15 protein-coding genes are annotated in these 16,468 nt (G+C 69.2%); 6 read left to right on the top strand and 9 right to left on the bottom strand.

Features of this window, described 5'->3' with window-relative positions; all coding sequences use genetic code 11:
• Window positions 1-36 precede the first annotated feature (36 nt).
• Window positions 37-891, bottom strand: a complete 855-nt coding sequence (locus IJ15_RS0102300) for an LLM class flavin-dependent oxidoreductase (RefSeq protein WP_031936727.1) — start codon at window positions 889-891, stop codon at window positions 37-39.
• Between the two features lie 124 nt (window positions 892-1,015).
• On the opposite strand from IJ15_RS0102300, the gene IJ15_RS0102295 reads away from it, so the two are divergent.
• Window positions 1,016-1,759 carry a Clp protease N-terminal domain-containing protein gene (locus IJ15_RS0102295; RefSeq protein WP_231569390.1) on the top strand — a complete coding sequence of 248 codons (744 nt, stop codon included), beginning with the start codon at window positions 1,016-1,018 and terminating at the stop codon, window positions 1,757-1,759.
• Between the two features lie 13 nt (window positions 1,760-1,772).
• On the opposite strand, the gene IJ15_RS0102290 is transcribed toward IJ15_RS0102295, so the two are convergent.
• Together IJ15_RS0102290 and IJ15_RS0102285 are read right to left on the bottom strand one after the other, a co-directional pair.
• Entirely contained in the window at window positions 1,773-2,951 is a 1,179-nt protein-coding gene (locus tag IJ15_RS0102290) for a baeRF11 domain-containing protein (protein ID WP_031936725.1), read from the bottom strand.
• Window positions 2,952-3,088: 137 nt separating this feature from the next.
• Window positions 3,089-3,742: an alpha/beta hydrolase family protein gene (locus tag IJ15_RS0102285; RefSeq protein ID WP_031936724.1), complete on the bottom strand. Its 654-nt coding sequence runs from the start codon at window positions 3,740-3,742 to the stop codon at window positions 3,089-3,091.
• Window positions 3,743-3,766: 24 nt separating this feature from the next.
• Between IJ15_RS0102285 and IJ15_RS0102280 the strand changes: the two genes are divergently transcribed.
• Complete coding sequence (locus tag IJ15_RS0102280) at window positions 3,767-5,248, top strand: SDR family oxidoreductase (protein ID WP_031936723.1); 1,482 nt, start codon at window positions 3,767-3,769, stop codon at window positions 5,246-5,248.
• Between the two features lie 131 nt (window positions 5,249-5,379).
• Here IJ15_RS0102280 and IJ15_RS0102275 read toward each other — a convergent pair whose 3' ends face one another.
• From IJ15_RS0102275 to aztD, 3 genes are all read right to left on the bottom strand, one after another.
• Window positions 5,380-5,997, bottom strand: coding sequence for a lipocalin family protein (locus tag IJ15_RS0102275; protein WP_031936722.1), 618 nt, complete (start codon window positions 5,995-5,997; stop codon window positions 5,380-5,382).
• 80 nt (window positions 5,998-6,077) lie between these two features.
• Window positions 6,078-6,557: a 2-isopropylmalate synthase gene (locus IJ15_RS0102270; protein ID WP_031936721.1), complete on the bottom strand. Its 480-nt coding sequence runs from the start codon at window positions 6,555-6,557 to the stop codon at window positions 6,078-6,080.
• A gap of 176 nt (window positions 6,558-6,733) precedes the next feature.
• Window positions 6,734-7,975: a zinc metallochaperone AztD gene (gene aztD, locus IJ15_RS0102265; protein WP_031936720.1), complete on the bottom strand. Its 1,242-nt coding sequence runs from the start codon at window positions 7,973-7,975 to the stop codon at window positions 6,734-6,736.
• A 194-nt stretch (window positions 7,976-8,169) separates the two neighbouring features.
• Between aztD and IJ15_RS0102260 the strand changes: the two genes are divergently transcribed.
• The gene (locus IJ15_RS0102260) at window positions 8,170-9,510 is read left to right on the top strand and encodes a M23 family metallopeptidase (RefSeq protein WP_051918450.1); all 1,341 of its coding nucleotides are present in this window, start codon (window positions 8,170-8,172) and stop codon (window positions 9,508-9,510) included.
• An 83-nt stretch (window positions 9,511-9,593) separates the two neighbouring features.
• Here IJ15_RS0102260 and IJ15_RS0102255 read toward each other — a convergent pair whose 3' ends face one another.
• From IJ15_RS0102255 to IJ15_RS0102245, 3 genes are all read right to left on the bottom strand, one after another.
• Window positions 9,594-10,361 carry a dienelactone hydrolase family protein gene (locus IJ15_RS0102255; RefSeq protein ID WP_031936718.1) on the bottom strand — a complete coding sequence of 256 codons (768 nt, stop codon included), beginning with the start codon at window positions 10,359-10,361 and terminating at the stop codon, window positions 9,594-9,596.
• A gap of 190 nt (window positions 10,362-10,551) precedes the next feature.
• Window positions 10,552-12,036 (bottom strand): flavin-containing monooxygenase, encoded by a 1,485-nt coding sequence (locus IJ15_RS0102250; RefSeq protein ID WP_031936717.1) that lies wholly within the window; start codon window positions 12,034-12,036, stop codon window positions 10,552-10,554.
• Between the two features lie 102 nt (window positions 12,037-12,138).
• Complete coding sequence (locus tag IJ15_RS0102245) at window positions 12,139-13,146, bottom strand: NAD(P)H-dependent glycerol-3-phosphate dehydrogenase (RefSeq protein ID WP_031936716.1); 1,008 nt, start codon at window positions 13,144-13,146, stop codon at window positions 12,139-12,141.
• A 270-nt stretch (window positions 13,147-13,416) separates the two neighbouring features.
• On the opposite strand from IJ15_RS0102245, the gene IJ15_RS0102240 reads away from it, so the two are divergent.
• From IJ15_RS0102240 to IJ15_RS0102230, 3 genes are all read left to right on the top strand, one after another.
• Window positions 13,417-14,058 (top strand): ScbR family autoregulator-binding transcription factor, encoded by a 642-nt coding sequence (locus IJ15_RS0102240; protein ID WP_081880539.1) that lies wholly within the window; start codon window positions 13,417-13,419, stop codon window positions 14,056-14,058.
• A 203-nt stretch (window positions 14,059-14,261) separates the two neighbouring features.
• On the top strand, window positions 14,262-15,407 hold the full coding sequence (locus IJ15_RS0102235) for an alkaline phosphatase family protein (RefSeq protein WP_031936714.1): 1,146 nt from the start codon (window positions 14,262-14,264) through the stop codon (window positions 15,405-15,407).
• A gap of 86 nt (window positions 15,408-15,493) precedes the next feature.
• The gene (locus IJ15_RS0102230) at window positions 15,494-16,468 is read left to right on the top strand and encodes an alpha/beta hydrolase (protein WP_031936713.1); all 975 of its coding nucleotides are present in this window, start codon (window positions 15,494-15,496) and stop codon (window positions 16,466-16,468) included.

Raw genomic sequence — 16,468 nt, 5'->3', positions numbered from 1 at the left:
AGTGGGAGACGCGGGCCCTTCGCCGGGCCCGCGTCTTCAACGTCCGGCCGCGACTCCGTCCCGCACCTGCGGGAACACCTCCTGCGCGAGGTAGGTCAGTTGTTCGTCGCTGGCGGGGCCGCCGAGGACGAACGTGTCGATGCCGTAGTCGAGCGCGAGCGCGGTCAGCCGCCGCGGCAGGTCGTCGCGCGGGATCTCGTCGCCCACGTTGAGGATTCGACGGATTCGTGCGGGATCTCGGCCGGCGGCGGTGGCCGCGTCGTCGATCGCCGCACTGGCCGAGGCGATCCCGTCGTCGTCGATGTAGCCGAGCGAGGGCAGCCAGCCGTCACCGATCTCGCCGATCAGTCGCAGCATCCGCGGTTTGTAGCCGCCGATCCAGACGCCGATCGGGTGGGCCGGCACAGGACCGGGATGCACCCCGTCGACCGAATAGAAGTCGCCGTCGAACCGGATGGCGCGTTCGCCGCTCCACATCAGCTTCAGCACCGACACCGCCTCGCGCAGCGCCTGCACGGATTCACCCGGTGTGCGGCGGGGGCCGCCCATCGCGGCGATCGCATCCCAGAAGGCGCCGGCGCCGAGACCCAGCTCGACGCGGCCCTCGGTGAGCCGGTCGAGGCTGGCCGCCGCCTTCGCCAGCACCGCGGGCGGGCGCAGCGGCAGGCTCGCCACGTCCGGGAACACCGTGAGGTTCTCCGTGCGGGTCGCGATGGCGGACAACAGCGTCCACGCGTCGAGGAAGCGTCGCTGGTAGGGATGGTCCTGGATGCCGACCAGGTCGAACCCGACGCGGTCGAGCACCGCCGCGGTGTCGAGGATTCCCTGCGCGGCGTCCGCATCGGGAACGAGGAAGTAGCCGAACCGGATGTCGTTGCCGTAGTCGGGCATTGCGGACTCCTTCGTCGACGACGATCGGTCCCTCTCACGATAGGTGCCGAGCGGGGAAGTTGGGTACCCGGAGAATCGACAACCCGGGGTTGACGGCATCGGATCGTCAACCTACGGTTGTCGCATGACTGATCCGACGCGCATGTCGAACCCCGTGCGGCTCGACGATCTCATCGAAGCCATCAAGAAGGTGCACACCGATGCCCTCGAGCAATTGACCGACGCGGTCCTCGCCGCCGAGCACCTCGACGAGGTGGCCGACCACCTCATCGGGCACTTCGTGGACCAGGCCCGACGCTCGGGTGCATCCTGGACCGACATCGGCCGCAGCATGGGGGTGACCAAGCAGGCCGCGCAGAAGCGTTTCGTGCCGAAGGGGCCCGGGGAACCGTCCGACCTCGACGCGAGTCAGGGGTTCAGCAGGTTCACGCCGCGCGCCCGCAACGTCGTCATGGCGGCGCAGAACGAGGCCCGGGCCGCGGGCAACGACCAGATCACGCCGGAGCACGTCGTGCTGGGGCTGCTGTCGGAGCCGGAATCGATCGCGGTGAAAGCTCTTGCCGCGCAGGGAATCGAACCGAGTGCTGTCCGCGATGCGGCCACCGCGGTGCTACCCGCCGGGGTGGCCGAGGTGCCCGATCTCATTCCGTTCGACGCCGGCGCCCGCAAGGCCCTCGAGCTCACGTTCCGGGAGGCGCTGCGGCTGGGGCACAACTACATCGGCACCGAGCACCTGCTGCTCGCGCTGCTCGAACTCGAGGACCGGGCGGGCGTCCTCGCCGAGTTGGGCGTCGACAAGACCGCCGTCGACACCTACATCGAGGAGACGCTCGCGGTTCTCCTCGCCGCGCAGGAACAGGGGAAGTAGCCCCGACCGGACCCTATTGGGCGAACCGCAGGATCGCCGCGGCGGGCACCTCGTCGGGCACGTCGGCGGAACGCACGGCGAGCACCTTCGCGCCGGTGAGCAGTGCCCGTCGGGCGATCTCGTCGACCACGCCGTACTCGTGGTTGCCGTTGAGTTCGGCGAGTTCGACGGTGCCGGTGTCCGGATCGACCGTGCCCGGCACGATGCCCTCGATGTCGACGAACAGTGTCTCGACCCGACCGAACGTCGCCGACCGCGCGACGTCGGAGATCTCCACCTGCGCCCGGCCCTTCGATCGGAGATCGTCGAACTGCTTGCGGCTGTCCGCGAGTTGCTGGGCGTAGTGCCCGTCGAGGATCTTGCGGGTGGCCTCGGCGATCTGCTCGTCCGTCGTTTCCTCCGGATTGCCTTGAATGCCTTCGTCGAGGAGCTTGTGATAGTTGTTCACGGAGCGGTAGATCGAGGACGTCGGTTCGGCGGCGGCCAGGATCAGCGGAATGTCGCGTCCGGTCAGCACGCTGCGCAGTTCGTGATCGATCGCGCGGGCATATTCGCGCACGCGGAGCTTCCGGCCCTCCTCGCCCTGCACGCGCCCCGGTGCGCGGTCCGGCGCCGCCCGCCCGCTTCCCGAGCCCGCGGCGGATCCGCCGCGACCGTGCACGCGGCCGCCGGTCGTCCGGCCGAGTGACGACACTCCGGCGTAGCTCGCGGCGTCCTTGGGCAACCCCGGCACGTCGACCCTCGTCGGCGGTTGATCGGCGGTGACCTCGATCAACCTGACGGAGCCCTCGGCGAGTGCCAGCACGTATGCCGTCTGCGGGAAGGTGACCGTTCGCAGCAGCGGCTTGATGTAGAAGCGGTCGCTGACGATGGAACACGCTCCGAGTCGGTTGGGGAGCCGGTACCGCCGGAGCCGGTCCGCTGTCGCGAGCACGACGAGTGTCCTCGCCTGGTACCACCAGAACGCCTCGTCCTCGATCAGGTCGTCGAACGCTTGCTCGAACGCCACCCGTTCCTTGTGGTCGTCTATCTGTTCGAGCGCGGACTTCACCTGATTCGCGAACTCGATCCGACTCTTGCCCGGATCGTGGATGTCGTCCTCGGTGGGCGTGTAGATGGAGATGCAGGTCCCGCCCTCGACCTCGGCGAGCCGGCGAACCTCGGCATGACTCGGAATATCGCTGTAGAGCATTCCTCGACCTCCCGGTAGTTGGTCGCTTTTCAGACTACCCAGCGCGGTCACGTCGCGGCAGTGGTTTGCGGGGTAGGGTTGCCGCCCGATCCGGACGTGCCGATCCGACACGGCGGATGCTGTTGTGTACCAGACGATCAGCCGATACCGAACAGGTCCATGGCCGCGTCGACCGTTCGGGCGACGACGTCGGCGCGGTCGGGGTCGAGGCCGTGCCGTCCGCCCTCGACGTCGAGGAGGCGGTGCTCGGCGGGGATCAGTTCGAGAGCGTCCCGCATCTCGTCGAGCGTGCCGAACGGATCCCGGTCGCCGTGCACGAACAGTGACGGCGTGCGCAGTTGCGGCAGGTGTTCGGTGCGCTGCTTCTCCGGTTTGCCCGGCGGGTGCAGTGGATACGACAGCAGTACCAGCCCGTCCGCGATGTCCGGACGCTCCGCGGCCAGCATCGTGGACTGGCGGCCGCCGTACGAGTGGCCCGCGAGGATCGTCGGGCCGTCGGTGAGCGCGCGGATCGCGTCGGCCGCCGCGGCGATGCCGTCCCGGTCGGTGGCCGCGTGCGCTCGGTTGGGCGGGCCCGACGGCTGCCGCTGCCGGAACGGGAGGTTGTAGCGCAACACCACCAGGCCGCGTTCGGCGAATCCGGATGCCATGGCCTGCAAAAGTTTTGCGTCGCAGTTGCCGCCGGCACCGTGCGCGAGCGCCAGTGCGGCGATCGCGTCGGCGGCGGGTCGGTGCAGGTAGCCGTACACCCCGTCGGTGTCGAGGAGGACCGGTTCGGCGAGCGCGCTCATGACGATCGAGGTTACCGTGGAACGGTGCAGCGACGGCGGGTGCTGGTAACCGGGGCCACCGGCTACATCGGTGGCCGACTCGCCCCGCGCTTGCTCGCCGCCGGATACGACGTGCGGGTCCTGGTGCGCTCGCCGGAGAAGCTACGCGACGTGCCGTGGGCGAAGCAGGTGGACATCGTCCGCGGGGATCTGGGCGATCCGGACTCGCTGATGGCGGCCACCGCCGGCATGGACGTCGTCTACTTCCTCGTGCACTCGATGGGGACCTCGGCGGAGTTCGTCGAGACCGAGCGGATCGGGGCGTCCAATCTGGCGGCCGCGGCGAAGGCGAGCGGCGTCGGACGCATCGTCTACCTCGGCGGACTGCACCCCGAGGGCACCGAACTCTCGCCGCACATGCGCTCGCGTGCCCAGGTGGGGCGCATTCTCGTGGAGTCCGGGATCCCGACGATGGTGCTGCAGGCCGGGGTCGTGATCGGATCCGGATCGGCGTCGTTCGAGATGATCCGGCACCTGACGAACCGCCTGCCGGTGATGACCACACCGAAGTGGGTGAACAACCGGATCCAACCGATCGCGGTGCGCGACGTCCTCTACTACCTGGTGGCGGCGGCCGACGCCCCGTTGCCGCGCAGTCGTGCGTACGACATCGGCGGCCCCGACGTCCTGACGTACGGCGACATGATGAGGGTGTACGCCGACGTGGCGGGTCTGCGCCGGCGCCGCGTCCTGGTGCTGCCGGTGCTCACTCCGCGGCTCGCGGGATTGTGGATAGGGCTGGTGACGCCCATCCCGAGTTCGCTGGGGCGGGCGCTGATCGAGTCGCTGCACAACGACGCCGTGGCCGCGAATCGGGACATCGACGACGTGATCCCCGTTCCGCCGGAGGGGCTGACGCCGTATCGGCAGGCGGTCCGGTTGGCGCTGCGGCGCATCCGGAACGGTGAGGTGGAGACCAACTGGGCCAGCGCATCACCGGTGGGGGCGCCGTCGGATCCGCTTCCGTCCGATCCGAATTGGGCCGGGGAAGTGGTGTACACCGACGAGCGCAGTGCGGGATGCGACGCGGATGCCGACACGCTGTGGCAGGTGCTCGAGAGCATCGGCGGCGAGAACGGTTGGTACTCGTTCCCGCTCGCGTGGGTGATCCGGGGCTGGCTGGACCGACTCGTCGGCGGTGTGGGACTCACCCGCGGCCGCCGTGACGCCCGCCGGCTCAACACCGGCGATCCTCTGGACTTCTGGCGCGTCGAGGAGATCGACCGCGGGCGGCTGCTGCGGCTGCGCGCCGAGATGCGGACACCGGGAGGGGCCTGGCTGGAGTGGCGGGTCAGCCCCGACGGGCCGCACCGATCCCGGCTCGAGCAGCGGGCCGTCTTCTTCCCGAAAGGTCTTGCGGGGCGGCTCTACTGGTACTCGATCCTGCCGTTCCACGGCATCATCTTCAAGGGCATGCTCGCCAACATCACCGGTGCCGCGGCACGGGAGCGTGCGGCGGCCGAATAGGCACCGAGCCACTCGGCCTGAGCGCCCACTCCCAGCCCTGATCCGCGGGATCCCGCGTGCAGGAGCAGAGAATGGGCGCTCAGGCCGATGGCGCGAGCCGGGCGTGGTGGTCCGGGGTGGTCGGGATCTCGTCACACCGCGCAGAGCGGCGTGATGTCGGAACGTCCACCCGTGGTGGGCGAGGTGAGCACCAGGCACGAGTTGTATCCGCGGGATTCGACGACGCTGCGGATCTGCTGCCAGCCGTCGGCGCTCACCGACGGCGTGCGCGAGAGCACGAAGCCGGACACGCGCGCCGGGTCGCCGACGAACGCCCACGAGTAGTCGTCGGCGAGGTAGGTGACGACGTAGTTGGTGGGGCCCTCAGGCGAGTTCTGGAACGGGACCGACGGGAAGCTCACGTGCAGTTGGGCGTTGGTGACCGGATCGTTGACGCGGGCGTTGCCGACGATGCCGTTGGTTCCACCGCTCCACGTGGTGCACGTGTTGTTCACGCTGACGTTCGACGCGTCGATCACGCCGTAGGTGGCGCGGGTGTCGCGTGCACAGTTCAGGTTGAACGGCTGCGGCACCGCGGCGAGTTGGTGCCACGTGCCCATGTAGCGGTCGACGTCGAGCGACGGGATCGGCGCGAGGGGCTGCCACAGATCTGCGGAGCCGGTCGGTTGGGCCGATGCGGGTGCCGCGGCGAGCAGTGCCGATGCGGCGGTCGCGAACAGGGCGGCGGCGATCTTCCTGGTGGCGGGCATGGCGGTCCTTTCGGAGGGGAGGCGGTCACTCGGTATTCGGTGCCGCCTCCCGTCCGGATCGGTCCGGAAGATCAACTTTTTCAGCGGTGCAGCAGGTTGGCGCCGGCGATGATCGCCGCCCGCGCCGACGCGTTGCAGTCGTCGGCGATGGCCATCGCCCAGCGGCGCTCACCGTCGTGTTCACACAGTAGGAACGTCGCGGTGCCCGCGTCGGTCCGCTGCTGGTGGAACGAGAGGATCTCGAGCTGGAAACCGGCGTCGTACAGCATCGACGTCAGTGCTGCGATGGGGCCGGTGGCGGTCGCCGACGCGGACGAGATGCTGTCGCCCAGTCCGAGGGTGGCGGTGAACGTGTGCTGACCGGCGCCGATGTGCTCCGACGTCCAGCTGCCCAGCCGGACGGGACCGCCGGTGGGGGCGAAGCGGTCGGTGAACTCGGACCAGGTCAGACCCTGCGCCTGGGCACGCAGGTCGCGCGGCAGCGGGAGGCCGAAACGGAGGGAGAACGGATCGTCGGAGAACGATGCGGTGCTGGTGGCGAAAGCCTGGGAGGTGCGCATTTTCGGGGGTCTTCCTGAAGTGAAGGAAGGACCGACAAGTAGATAGCTCAACGACCCGCAGCGAGGGGTCGGTCCGAATCAGACCCCGCTACGGCGGTGAACTACTACCTGGATGCGCTGCATGACCGAGGAGTCTAAGCGCGACTCCCGGGAACACGCAACCCCGGGGTCGGGGATCAGCCGCGCACGCCGGTGATCTCGTCGGGCACCTGCGGCAGTTCGGCACTGGTCGTGACCTGCCCGTTCTCGTAGTCGACGGTGTGGATCCGCTGGGTGGCGGGATCGGTGACGTACGCGGTGAGGCCCTGCACGAACAGCGTCGGACGGGGCGTCTGCCACTCCTGCGGCTCGGTCCACGGGTCGAGCACCGGGACGGTCCGGATTGTCGCGCCGGTGTCCGGGTCGAGTACGTGAAGCGCGCCGTCGGTGCCGAGGACCAGGGCCTCGCCGAACAGTCCGCGGCCCAGCGACCGGAACGTGTAGCTGGTGCCGATGTCCACCAGGCGCAGCTCGCCGGTCACGGTGTCGGTGAGCGACACGCGCTGCGGACGCTCCAGGTCGGCGTCCGGGTCGGACTTGTAGTCGCCGAGCACCACGACGGACTCCTCGGAGCCGGCCTGGTTGCCGATCCGGCCGTACGGGTCGGGGCTGGTCACCTTGGTGATCGTGCCGTCGCGGTAGATCAGCAGGCCGTCCTGGCAGCCGAACACGACGGCCTCGCCGGCGGCGACGGCCTCCCCGTGCACGCCGGGGCACTGCTCGCTGCGGGCGATCTCGGTGCGGGCGGCGTCGTGGACGACGATGCCGGTGCGCGTCTTCGCGTCACCGAGCGTGGTGATCAGCCCGCCGTCGGCGAGTTCGACGGCGACACCGTGATGCGCGACGGGGACGGTGAACGTCGTGGTCTGTGGCTTGCCGTCGGAGAGGGTGGCGGGGTCGAACGACTCGATGCGTCCGGTGCCGTCGTCGAACAGGACGGTGCGGCCCGCGTGCCGGACGACGTGGCCGGGCTCGGCGGCGGCGAAGGTGATGTCGGTGAGGGTGGGCGCCGCGGTGTAGTGGTGCGCGTGGTCGCCGTGCGCCTCGGACCACGTGCCGGTGTCGAGGACACGGAAGCCGCCGTCGGCGGCGACGATCACGTGCCGCTCGTCGCCGGCCGGGCTGAGGCGGTTGAACCCACCGAGCTCGGATTCGCCCACCACCGAGAGGGTTTCGGCGTCGAGCACGAGGAGCCCGCCGTCGTAGGTGAGTGCGAGGCGCGGTGTGGCGGCGCGAACCTGTGACGGTTCGGCTGTCGCGGAGGCGCTTTCGGTGGTGGTGCCGTCGGCGGTGGACGTGCAGCCGGCGAGCAGGGCCGCGCACGTGGCGACGGAGGCGGCGAGGGTGAGGCGTCGGGAGGTGGGGTCGATGCGGATCATGCCGCAAGGTCTATCGGCTAATGCAAATGATTGTCAAAGTCTATAATCTGCATTCGTGCATGTGACGGGGCACCTAGGGCATCGGGAAGGCGCGCGAACGTGACAATCTCGAACAATGGGGCGCCCGGAGCGTTACCGTTTGCCTTGCGACACCAGATGCTCGCCCGGGGCTCGACCGAGACTGAGGACGGGAAATGAACACTGCGTTGCCTGCCACGATCACACGGTCCATTCGATCGGGCGCGATCGCCGTGGTGGCGCTGTCGCTGTTGGTGGCCGGATGCGCGTCCGGTGAGAGCGCTCCGGACGCGGCTACGGCGAACGGGGCGTCGACGACGGCGGCGGATCCCACGAATATCCCTGTGCCGGATGCGTACACCGGACTGGTCTTCTCACCGATCGGTGACCCCACCTTTCCGTTCCTGGGCAGCGACGGGAAGTATCACGTGGCCTACGACCTGCAACTGACCAACGCGACGTCGGTCCCGGCGACACTCGACAGGGTCGACGTGGTGGACGGATCCGACACCTCGAGGGTGGTCGCGTCGTTCTCCGGCACCGCGCTGGTCGATCCGAACTGCGGCGTCGGCGACTGCAATCGGCTTCGCATGCTCACCGCGCCCCCGGCGACCTCCACGGCTGTTCCCCCGCAGGAGAGTCGAATCCTGTTCCTCGACTTCAGTTTCGATTCGCTGGATCAGGCGCCGAAGAGCGTGCTGCATCACCTGTACGGCAAGGCGGCCGCGTCGCCGGCCGCGCGTGAACCCGCGCCGGTCGACTACTTGGCGATGCCACTGGACATCGACGGTGGATCGCCGCGCGTCATCTCGCCGCCGTTGCGCGGCGACAACTGGGTGGCGTTGAACGGCTGCTGCCTGCCCGGGCTCCCGCACCGGTCGTCGCCGCTGCCGCTGAACGGCAAGCTCAACAACAGTCAGAGGTTCGCGATCGACTGGAAGCGGGCAAACGACGAGGGCGAGTTCTACACCGGCGACAAGACGAAGAACGAGAGCTACGTCGACTACGGGTCCGAGGTGTACGCCGTGGCCGACGGCACGGTCGTCGCCACGCTCGACAACGTGCAGGCCAACGCCCCGGGCACCTTGCCCGCGTCGGTCCCGGAGCTGGCCGCGAAGCTCACGGTCGAGAACGTGGACGGCAACCACATCGTCCTCGACATCGGCGGGGGCGTCTACGCGCTGTACGCGCACTTCATCGAGGGCTCGTTGCTCGTGAAGCCGGGCGACAAGGTCAAGAAGGGTGACCAGCTCGCCAAGCTCGGCAACACCGGCAATGCCAACGCATCGCACCTGCACTTCCAGCTGATGAACGGCCCGAGCCTGCTGTCCGCGGACTCGCTCCCGTACGTGTTCGACAGCTTCGAGTACTCGGGGCAGGTCCCCGTGCAGGAGCTCTTGGACGCCGACGACTACGTCTCCGGCAGGTTCTTTCAGGACAAGCTCGCCACCGCCGAACCGCGCAAGGATCAGCTTCCGCTCAACCTGGCGATCGTCGGCTTCCCGTCACACGACTGACCCCGTAGCCGCCGGTGCTCCGCACGTCGAGTGGTGGCGGTATCGGCATCCGGCGCGGTGCCGGACGCCGATACCGCCTCACCTCAGTCCGAAGCCGTGCCGGCCGTCCGACCGAGATGGCGGGCGAAGAACCGGGCCGAGCTGTCGCGCTCGTGTTCGGGCACCTCGAAGTACCTGCCCGGATGGGTGTGCAGGGTCTTCTCCGTCGAGGCGAGGGCGTCGAACAGGGCGAGCGCGGACGCCCGGTCGATCTCCTCGTCGTCCCACGGAATCCGGTACTCGATCGGGACGGTGATCCGTCGGGCCACCTCGAGCAGGGCGTCGTTCACGAACACCGCGCCGATGCTCAGCGCGGCGATCCGGGAGTCGGCCGCCGCGAGCAGCAGCCCGGTCGTGACCCCCAACGTCATTCCGCCGTAGCCGATCTGCGCGTCGGCGCCGATCTCGGGCAGCGCCTGCAGCGCGTCCAGGGTCGCCTGCCATTCCGGTACCGCGCGCTCGGCCACCGACAGGTTGTGTTCGACGACGATCGGGGCGAGGGGCTCGCCCGCCGCCCGGGCCCGATGGATCGCGTCGACCCGCCGTTGATCCTCGGCGTTTCGCGGTCGGTCGCCGTGCCCGGGTGCATCGATGGCGGCGACGGTGAACCCGTGGGCGGTGACGCTGTGCAGTGCGCCGGCGACCAGTCCCGGCGCCCTCTTGTGCATGCCGCCGGAATGCCCCGACAGCAGCAGCGGCCCGCCACCGGATCCGGATGCGGATGCGGGAGACCAGAGCGCGCCGGTGATCTCGCCCAGCGTGAAAGTGCGTTCGACGACACCGTTCGACGATGTCTCTGAAGTGAATTGCATGGTGTGGCCTTTCGGGATTGCCTCGTTCGGCGCTCCCGGCGACACCTACGTCAATCGCCCGACCGTGCACACGAGTGGGAGCACCCACATGTTCGTTGCGTACATGGGTCTCACCTCCTGGTGTGAAGTCACGGTCGCCGACACGCTAACAACCGGTGTCGAACCGCGTCCAACCATTTTCTCGGCCGCGTCAGGCCGCCGCTTCCGAGTCGGTGCCGAGCAGCTCGTAGTCGGCGGGATCGACGACGCGGGTGCGGCGCCGGTAGTCCCAGGACGACCCCGGCCACAGCGCGTGGTTGGATCCGCGGGCGTCGAGGTACCAGCTGGAGCAGCCGCCGGTGCTCCACACTCCACGCGAGAGTCGTTCCCGCAGAGACGAATCGAACGCATCCTGGGCGTCGACGCGGACCTCGACGGCACCCGCGCCGCTCTCCTCGGCCAGGCGCATCGCGTCGAGTGTGTGCGCGATCTGCGCCTCGATCATCACGATCACCGAGTTGTGGCCCAGGCCGGTGTTGGGCCCGGACAGGAAGAATGCGTTGGGCATCCCGGACATCGTGACGCCGAGGTGGGTGCGGACGCCGTGGCGCTGCCAGCGTTCGAGCAGGCTGACGCCGTCGCGGCCGATCAGGTGCATGCGGTTCATCGCGCCCGCGACCCGGAACCCGGTGGCGTACACGATGACGTCGACGTCGTGGTGGGTGCCGTCGGCGGTCTCGATCCCGCTCGGGTGGATCGCGGTGATCGGATCGGTGACCAGCGTGGTGTTCGGGCGGGTCAGCGTCGGGTAGAAGTCGTTGGAGCGCAGAATCCGCTTGCAGCCGATTCGGTAGTCGGGGGTGAGCGCGTCACGCAAAGTCGCGTCGGACACCTGGTTGCGCAGGTGTGCGAGGGCGCGGTTCTGGGTGCGCTCGAGCAGTCGCGGACGGCTCAGGCCGACGCCGAGCGCCTCGGCGCCCCAGTAGGTGGCTGCGCGGAACAGTTTGCGTGCCAGCGCACTCCGTCGGCTCAGAGCGACCGCGGTGCGAAACTGCCGTCGCGGCAGGATCCACGCCGGGGTGCGTTGGAAGATGTGCAGAGTGCCAGCGCGTTCGGCAAGGCGCGGCGCCAACTGGATTGCGCTCGCGCCGGTGCCGATCAGGGCCACCCGTTTGCCGGTGAGGTCGACGTCGTCGTTCCAGGCCGCCGAGTGCATGCTGGTGCCCGCGAACGTTTCGGCGCCGGAGATGCGCGGGATGCGCGGCACATTGAGCGCACCCGACGCCACGACCAGGTACTGCGCGACGAACTCGCGTCCGGTGCTGTCGAAAACGTGCCAGCGGCAGTCGGTCTCGTCCCACCGCGCCCCGGCTACCTCGGTGCCAAACTGCAGGTGGTCACCCAGTCCGTGGCGTTCCGTCAACTCCGACAGGTAGTCCAGGATCTCCGGCTGCGCCGCGTGCGACGACGCCCAATCCTGCTTGGGGGCAAACGAGTACGAGTACAGCACCGACGGGATGTCGCACTCGCAGCCGGGGTAGGTATTCTGCCGCCACGTGCCGCCCACGGCGTCGGCCTGCTCGAGGATCAGGAAGTCGCGCTCGCCCCGGTGGGCGAGTTGCAGGGCCATGCCGAGTCCGGCGAATCCCGCGCCGACGATCAGCACCCGGGTGCGACGAACCTGCTCCTGCGACACGCTGCGTTCCGATCCGTGAGGTTTCGCGCAGCGCCTCCCCTCACCGCCTGACGTCAGCAGTGTGCAACTTGAACGGTGTTCAAGACAAATCGGTCGGCCGGGTCAGGCCACCTCGTCCTCGCCACCGGGGGCGACTTTCCGCAGGCCACGGTAGGCGTCCTCGGGAGTCTTCCGTCCGGCGACGACGGCCTCCACCTCGGCGGCGATCGGCATCTCGACGTCGTAGTCGCGGGCCAGTTCCATCACCGTCGGCGCAGTCTTGACGCCCTCGGCCACCTGCCCCAGCTTTTCCACGGCCTCGTCGACGGTGAGCCCGCGCGCGATGGCCTCGCCGACACGCCGGTTGCGCGACGCCGGGCTCATGCACGTGGCGATGAGGTCGCCGACACCGGTGAGTCCGGCGAAGGTGCGCGGGTTGGCGCCCATCGCCTCCCCGAGCCGGGTCATCTCGGCGAGACCGCGGGCGAGGACCATCGCGCGGGTGTTGTCGCCGACGCCCAGACCGTCGGCCATGCCCGACGCGATGGCCACGATGTTCTTGAGCACGCCGCCCAGCTCGCAGCCCAGGACGTCGGTGTTGCGGTAGACGCGGAAGACCTTGGACGCGAACAGCGGCTGCAGCGCGGTCGCGACGTCCTCGTCCTGCGTCGCGACGACCGACGCGGCGGCCAGGCCGTCGGCGATCTCCCGGGCGATGTTGGGGCCGGCCAGCAGCCCCACCGGGTGGCCGGGCAGGCACTCGGAGATCACCTCGGTGGGCCGCTGCCGGGTACCCGGCTCGAGACCCTTCGCCAGCGAGAGCACCGGCACCCACGCGCGGACGTCGTTGGCGATCAGGCTCAGCGTGCTGCGGATCGCGTGCGACGGCACCCCCACCACCAGGACGTCGGCCTCGTTCGCGGCCTCGACGATGTCGGACGTCGCCCGCAGGCTCTCCGGCAGCTCGTGCTCGCCGAGGTAGCGCGAGTTGCGGTGCTCGGTGTTGATCTCGTCGGCCGTCTCGGCGTTGCGCGACCACAGCAGCGTGGGGGTGTTGTGGGCCGCGAGCTTGGCGACGGTGGTGCCCCACGACCCGGACCCGAGGACGACGACGCGAACCGGGCGGGCCATCAGTGATCACCCGATCGGGGGGAGCCTGCGAGAAATGCGGTCATGGTTCCAGGTTGGCACCCCGGTCGGGTCCCCGGCGGACGATTCGGGAACTCCGTGCCGCCGCTGCCACGAGCACGTTCCGCTGGGATGTATCGGGCACCCGCTCGGGGTGACTTCACCGCCGGACGGGCCAGTGCCCGTAGAGTGGCAGCGCCGATGAAGCTGGACGCCCGAACCGCGCGATGTCGAGTGCGCCCGATGGGAGTCGAACGGAGAGGAAGCGGCCGAGTGCTGAAGCAGGAGCGGGCCATCGCGACTCGGAACGAGATCATCCGTGCCGCGGCCACGCGGTTCGATGAGATCGGCTACGAGCGCGCCAGCCTTGCCGAGATCGCCGACCTGTCGGGGTTCACCAAGGGTGCGTTGTACTTCCATTTCAAGTCGAAGGATGATCTGGCCGTCGCGATCATCGAGGAACAGCATGCGATCTCGATGAACACCGTCGCCGCGATCCGGGCGACACATGCGCCGGCGCTCGAGCAGGTGGTGATGCTCTCGTACGAGATGGCGCGCGAGATCGTCGAGGACCCGCTCGTGCGGGCCGGCATCCGCCTGACGCTCGAGATGAGTGCCTCGGCAGGAATGTCGACGCCGTATCAGGACTGGATCGACGGTCTTCAGCACGTGTTCGGTGCGGCCGTGGACGAGGGCGACGTCGTCGGCACGGTCGACCCCGGAACGATTGCACGCTACTTCGTCGCGGCTTTCACCGGCGTCCAGCTCGTGTCGAACGTGCTCACCGGCCGCACCGATCTCGAGGCCCGACTCGATCAGATGCTGTCGTTCATCCTGCCGGCGGTCGTCGCACCGCGTCGTCGCCACAAGATCGACCGATACCTTCACTCCCGGTGGAATCCGACGAACGCGTGATGCGGTCGGCGTCCGGTGCCCGATCCGCCTCGGCGGCGTCGACTCAAAGCTCAACGCCTGCACCACCTCACGGACGGTGCCGAGGGGAATCGCCGGGCATGAGCGATCCGACGTGACAATCCGGGCCTCGATCGATGCGGGGCACGCCTACAGTCGGAGGGGTACGAGGCGAACCTGATCATCGAGACGACAGCGGGTGCCCAGTGTCGAACGACCTACCTCTGCGCGACGTGTACGCCGAGCCCACGCTCGCCGACGTGCTGCCGTCGGTCCTGGCCTCCCTCGGGGTGCCGGGTGAGACCGACCAGCTCGGCCTCGCCAGGGGAGACCGGACCGTGGTGCTGCTGATCGACGGTCTCGGATGGAACCTTCTGCGCCGCAATGTCGATGCCGCGCCGTTCCTCGCGGAGGCGGTGGGGCGTCCGATCCGGGCCGGGTTCCCGACCACCACCGCGACCAGCCTGGCGTCGTTCGGTACCGGGTTGCCGTCGGGTCGGCACGGCATCACCGGGTACGTCTCCGACGTCGAGGAGGCCGGCGGTCCGTTCAACTGGCTGCGCTGGCAGCGCGTCGGCGATCACCGCGACATGCTGGGTCAGGTGGTGCCGGAACGGATCCAGCCGTCGCGACCGGTGTTCGAGCGGGCGGTGGCCGACGGCGTCGTCACCACCACGGTGCTGCCCCGCGAGTTCGCGGGCACCGGGCTCACGCGGGCGGTGCTGCGCGGCGCACGCTTCGTCGGCACCGTCGCATACGGGGACCTGCTGCATTCGACGGTGTACGCCGCGAACGCGGCGGAGCGGACCCTCGTCTACTGCTATCTCAGCCAGATCGACACCCTCGGCCACGTGTACGGTCCCGGCACCGATCCCTGGGTGGCGCAGATGACGATCGTCGACCGGTTCGTCGAGGACCTCGTCGCGCATCTCGGCTCCGACGTGAACCTGCTGGTCACCGCCGATCACGGCATGGTTCCGGTGGCGGCCGCAGACCGCATCGACGTCGACGGCAATGCCGCGCTGTCCGACGGTGTCCTCTCCCTCACCGGCGAGGCCCGCTGCCGCTACGTCCACACCGAACCCGGCCGCGCCGACGCCGTGCTGCGGCGGTGGCGCGGCGAACTGGGCGAGCGGGCGTGGGTGGGGACCCGCGACGACGTCGTGGCCGCGGGCCTGCTCGGCCCGGACCCGTCGGAACCCGCGCGGCGTCGGATCGGGGATGTCGTGGCGATCGCTCGCGGCGGGTCCGCGATCGTGCGCACCGAGGCCGAACCCCGGATGTCGATGCTGGCGGGTCAGCACGGTGCCCTCACCGAGGATGAACTGCTGGTGCCGCTGCTGCAGATCTGATGTCCCTGCGCGCGGCGTCATTCGTCTCTAGGGTGGCGGGCGGGGTGGGTCCGACCACCCGTGCCGAACCGACGACTGGGGGCAGGATGCGAACGCGCGAGACGACGATCATCAGGCACTGGAAGGTGAGCCTGCGGGCGTGGTTGGTGTTCTGGATCGCCCGGATCTTCGTCAAACCGTTGTTCGCGGCGTGGCCCACCACCGATCGCGGCATCGCCGTGCTCGGGCATCTCGAGAAGGTGGTCGACCGACTTCCGCGGCCCCGCGGCGTGCGTATCGAACCGATGACCCTCGGGGGTGTGCCGAGCGAGTTGATCCGGCATCACCGCGAGGCGTCCGACGCGCTCGCCGGCGCGACCATCCTGTACTTCCACGGCGGCGGATTCGTGTTCTGCGGCTTGGCCACTCACCGCAGCCTCTGTGCGGTCCTCGCCGCGCGGGCCGGTATCCCGGTGATCTCGGTGGAGTACCGCCAGTTGCCGTACGGCGGTATCGGCACCTCGATCCACGACGCGATGGCCGCGTACACCGAACTGCTCGGGACGTGCGCGGACCCGACGAAGATCATCGTCGCGGGCGACTCGGCGGGTGGCTACCTCGCGATGAAGGTGGCCGAGTTGGCCGCGACCCGCGGCATGATCACGCCGGCCGCGGTGATCGGCTACTCGCCGCTGCTCAATCTCGCCCTCGAGAAGCACGACCCCGACTACATGCGCCGGGACGCCTACCTGCCGATGAGTCAGGTCGAGAAGCTCAAGGACAAGTGGGTGTCCGGCCCCGACCCCATCGTCGGTGCCGACTCGCCGATCGAGGCCGACCCGCACCTGTATCCGCCGTCGTTCTTCAGCGTCGCGCAGTACGAACTGTTGCGGCCCGACGTGGAAACGATGACCGCGCTGCTCGAGGACGCCGGGCAGGCCGTCGAGACGCACGTGTGGAGTGGCCAGATCCACGCCTACCCGGTGATGGGCACGGTGCTGAAGGAGAGCGCGATGACGATCGCGCTGAGCCTCGACTTCGTGCGGCGCGCACTGGGACACCGCGGCCGGCACGCGGCCTGA

Source organism: Prescottella defluvii, assembly GCF_000738775.1.
In the GTDB taxonomy this organism is placed as follows: Bacteria; Actinomycetota; Actinomycetes; order Mycobacteriales; family Mycobacteriaceae; genus Prescottella; species Prescottella defluvii.
This window is presented reverse-complemented; position numbering and strand designations above follow the sequence as displayed.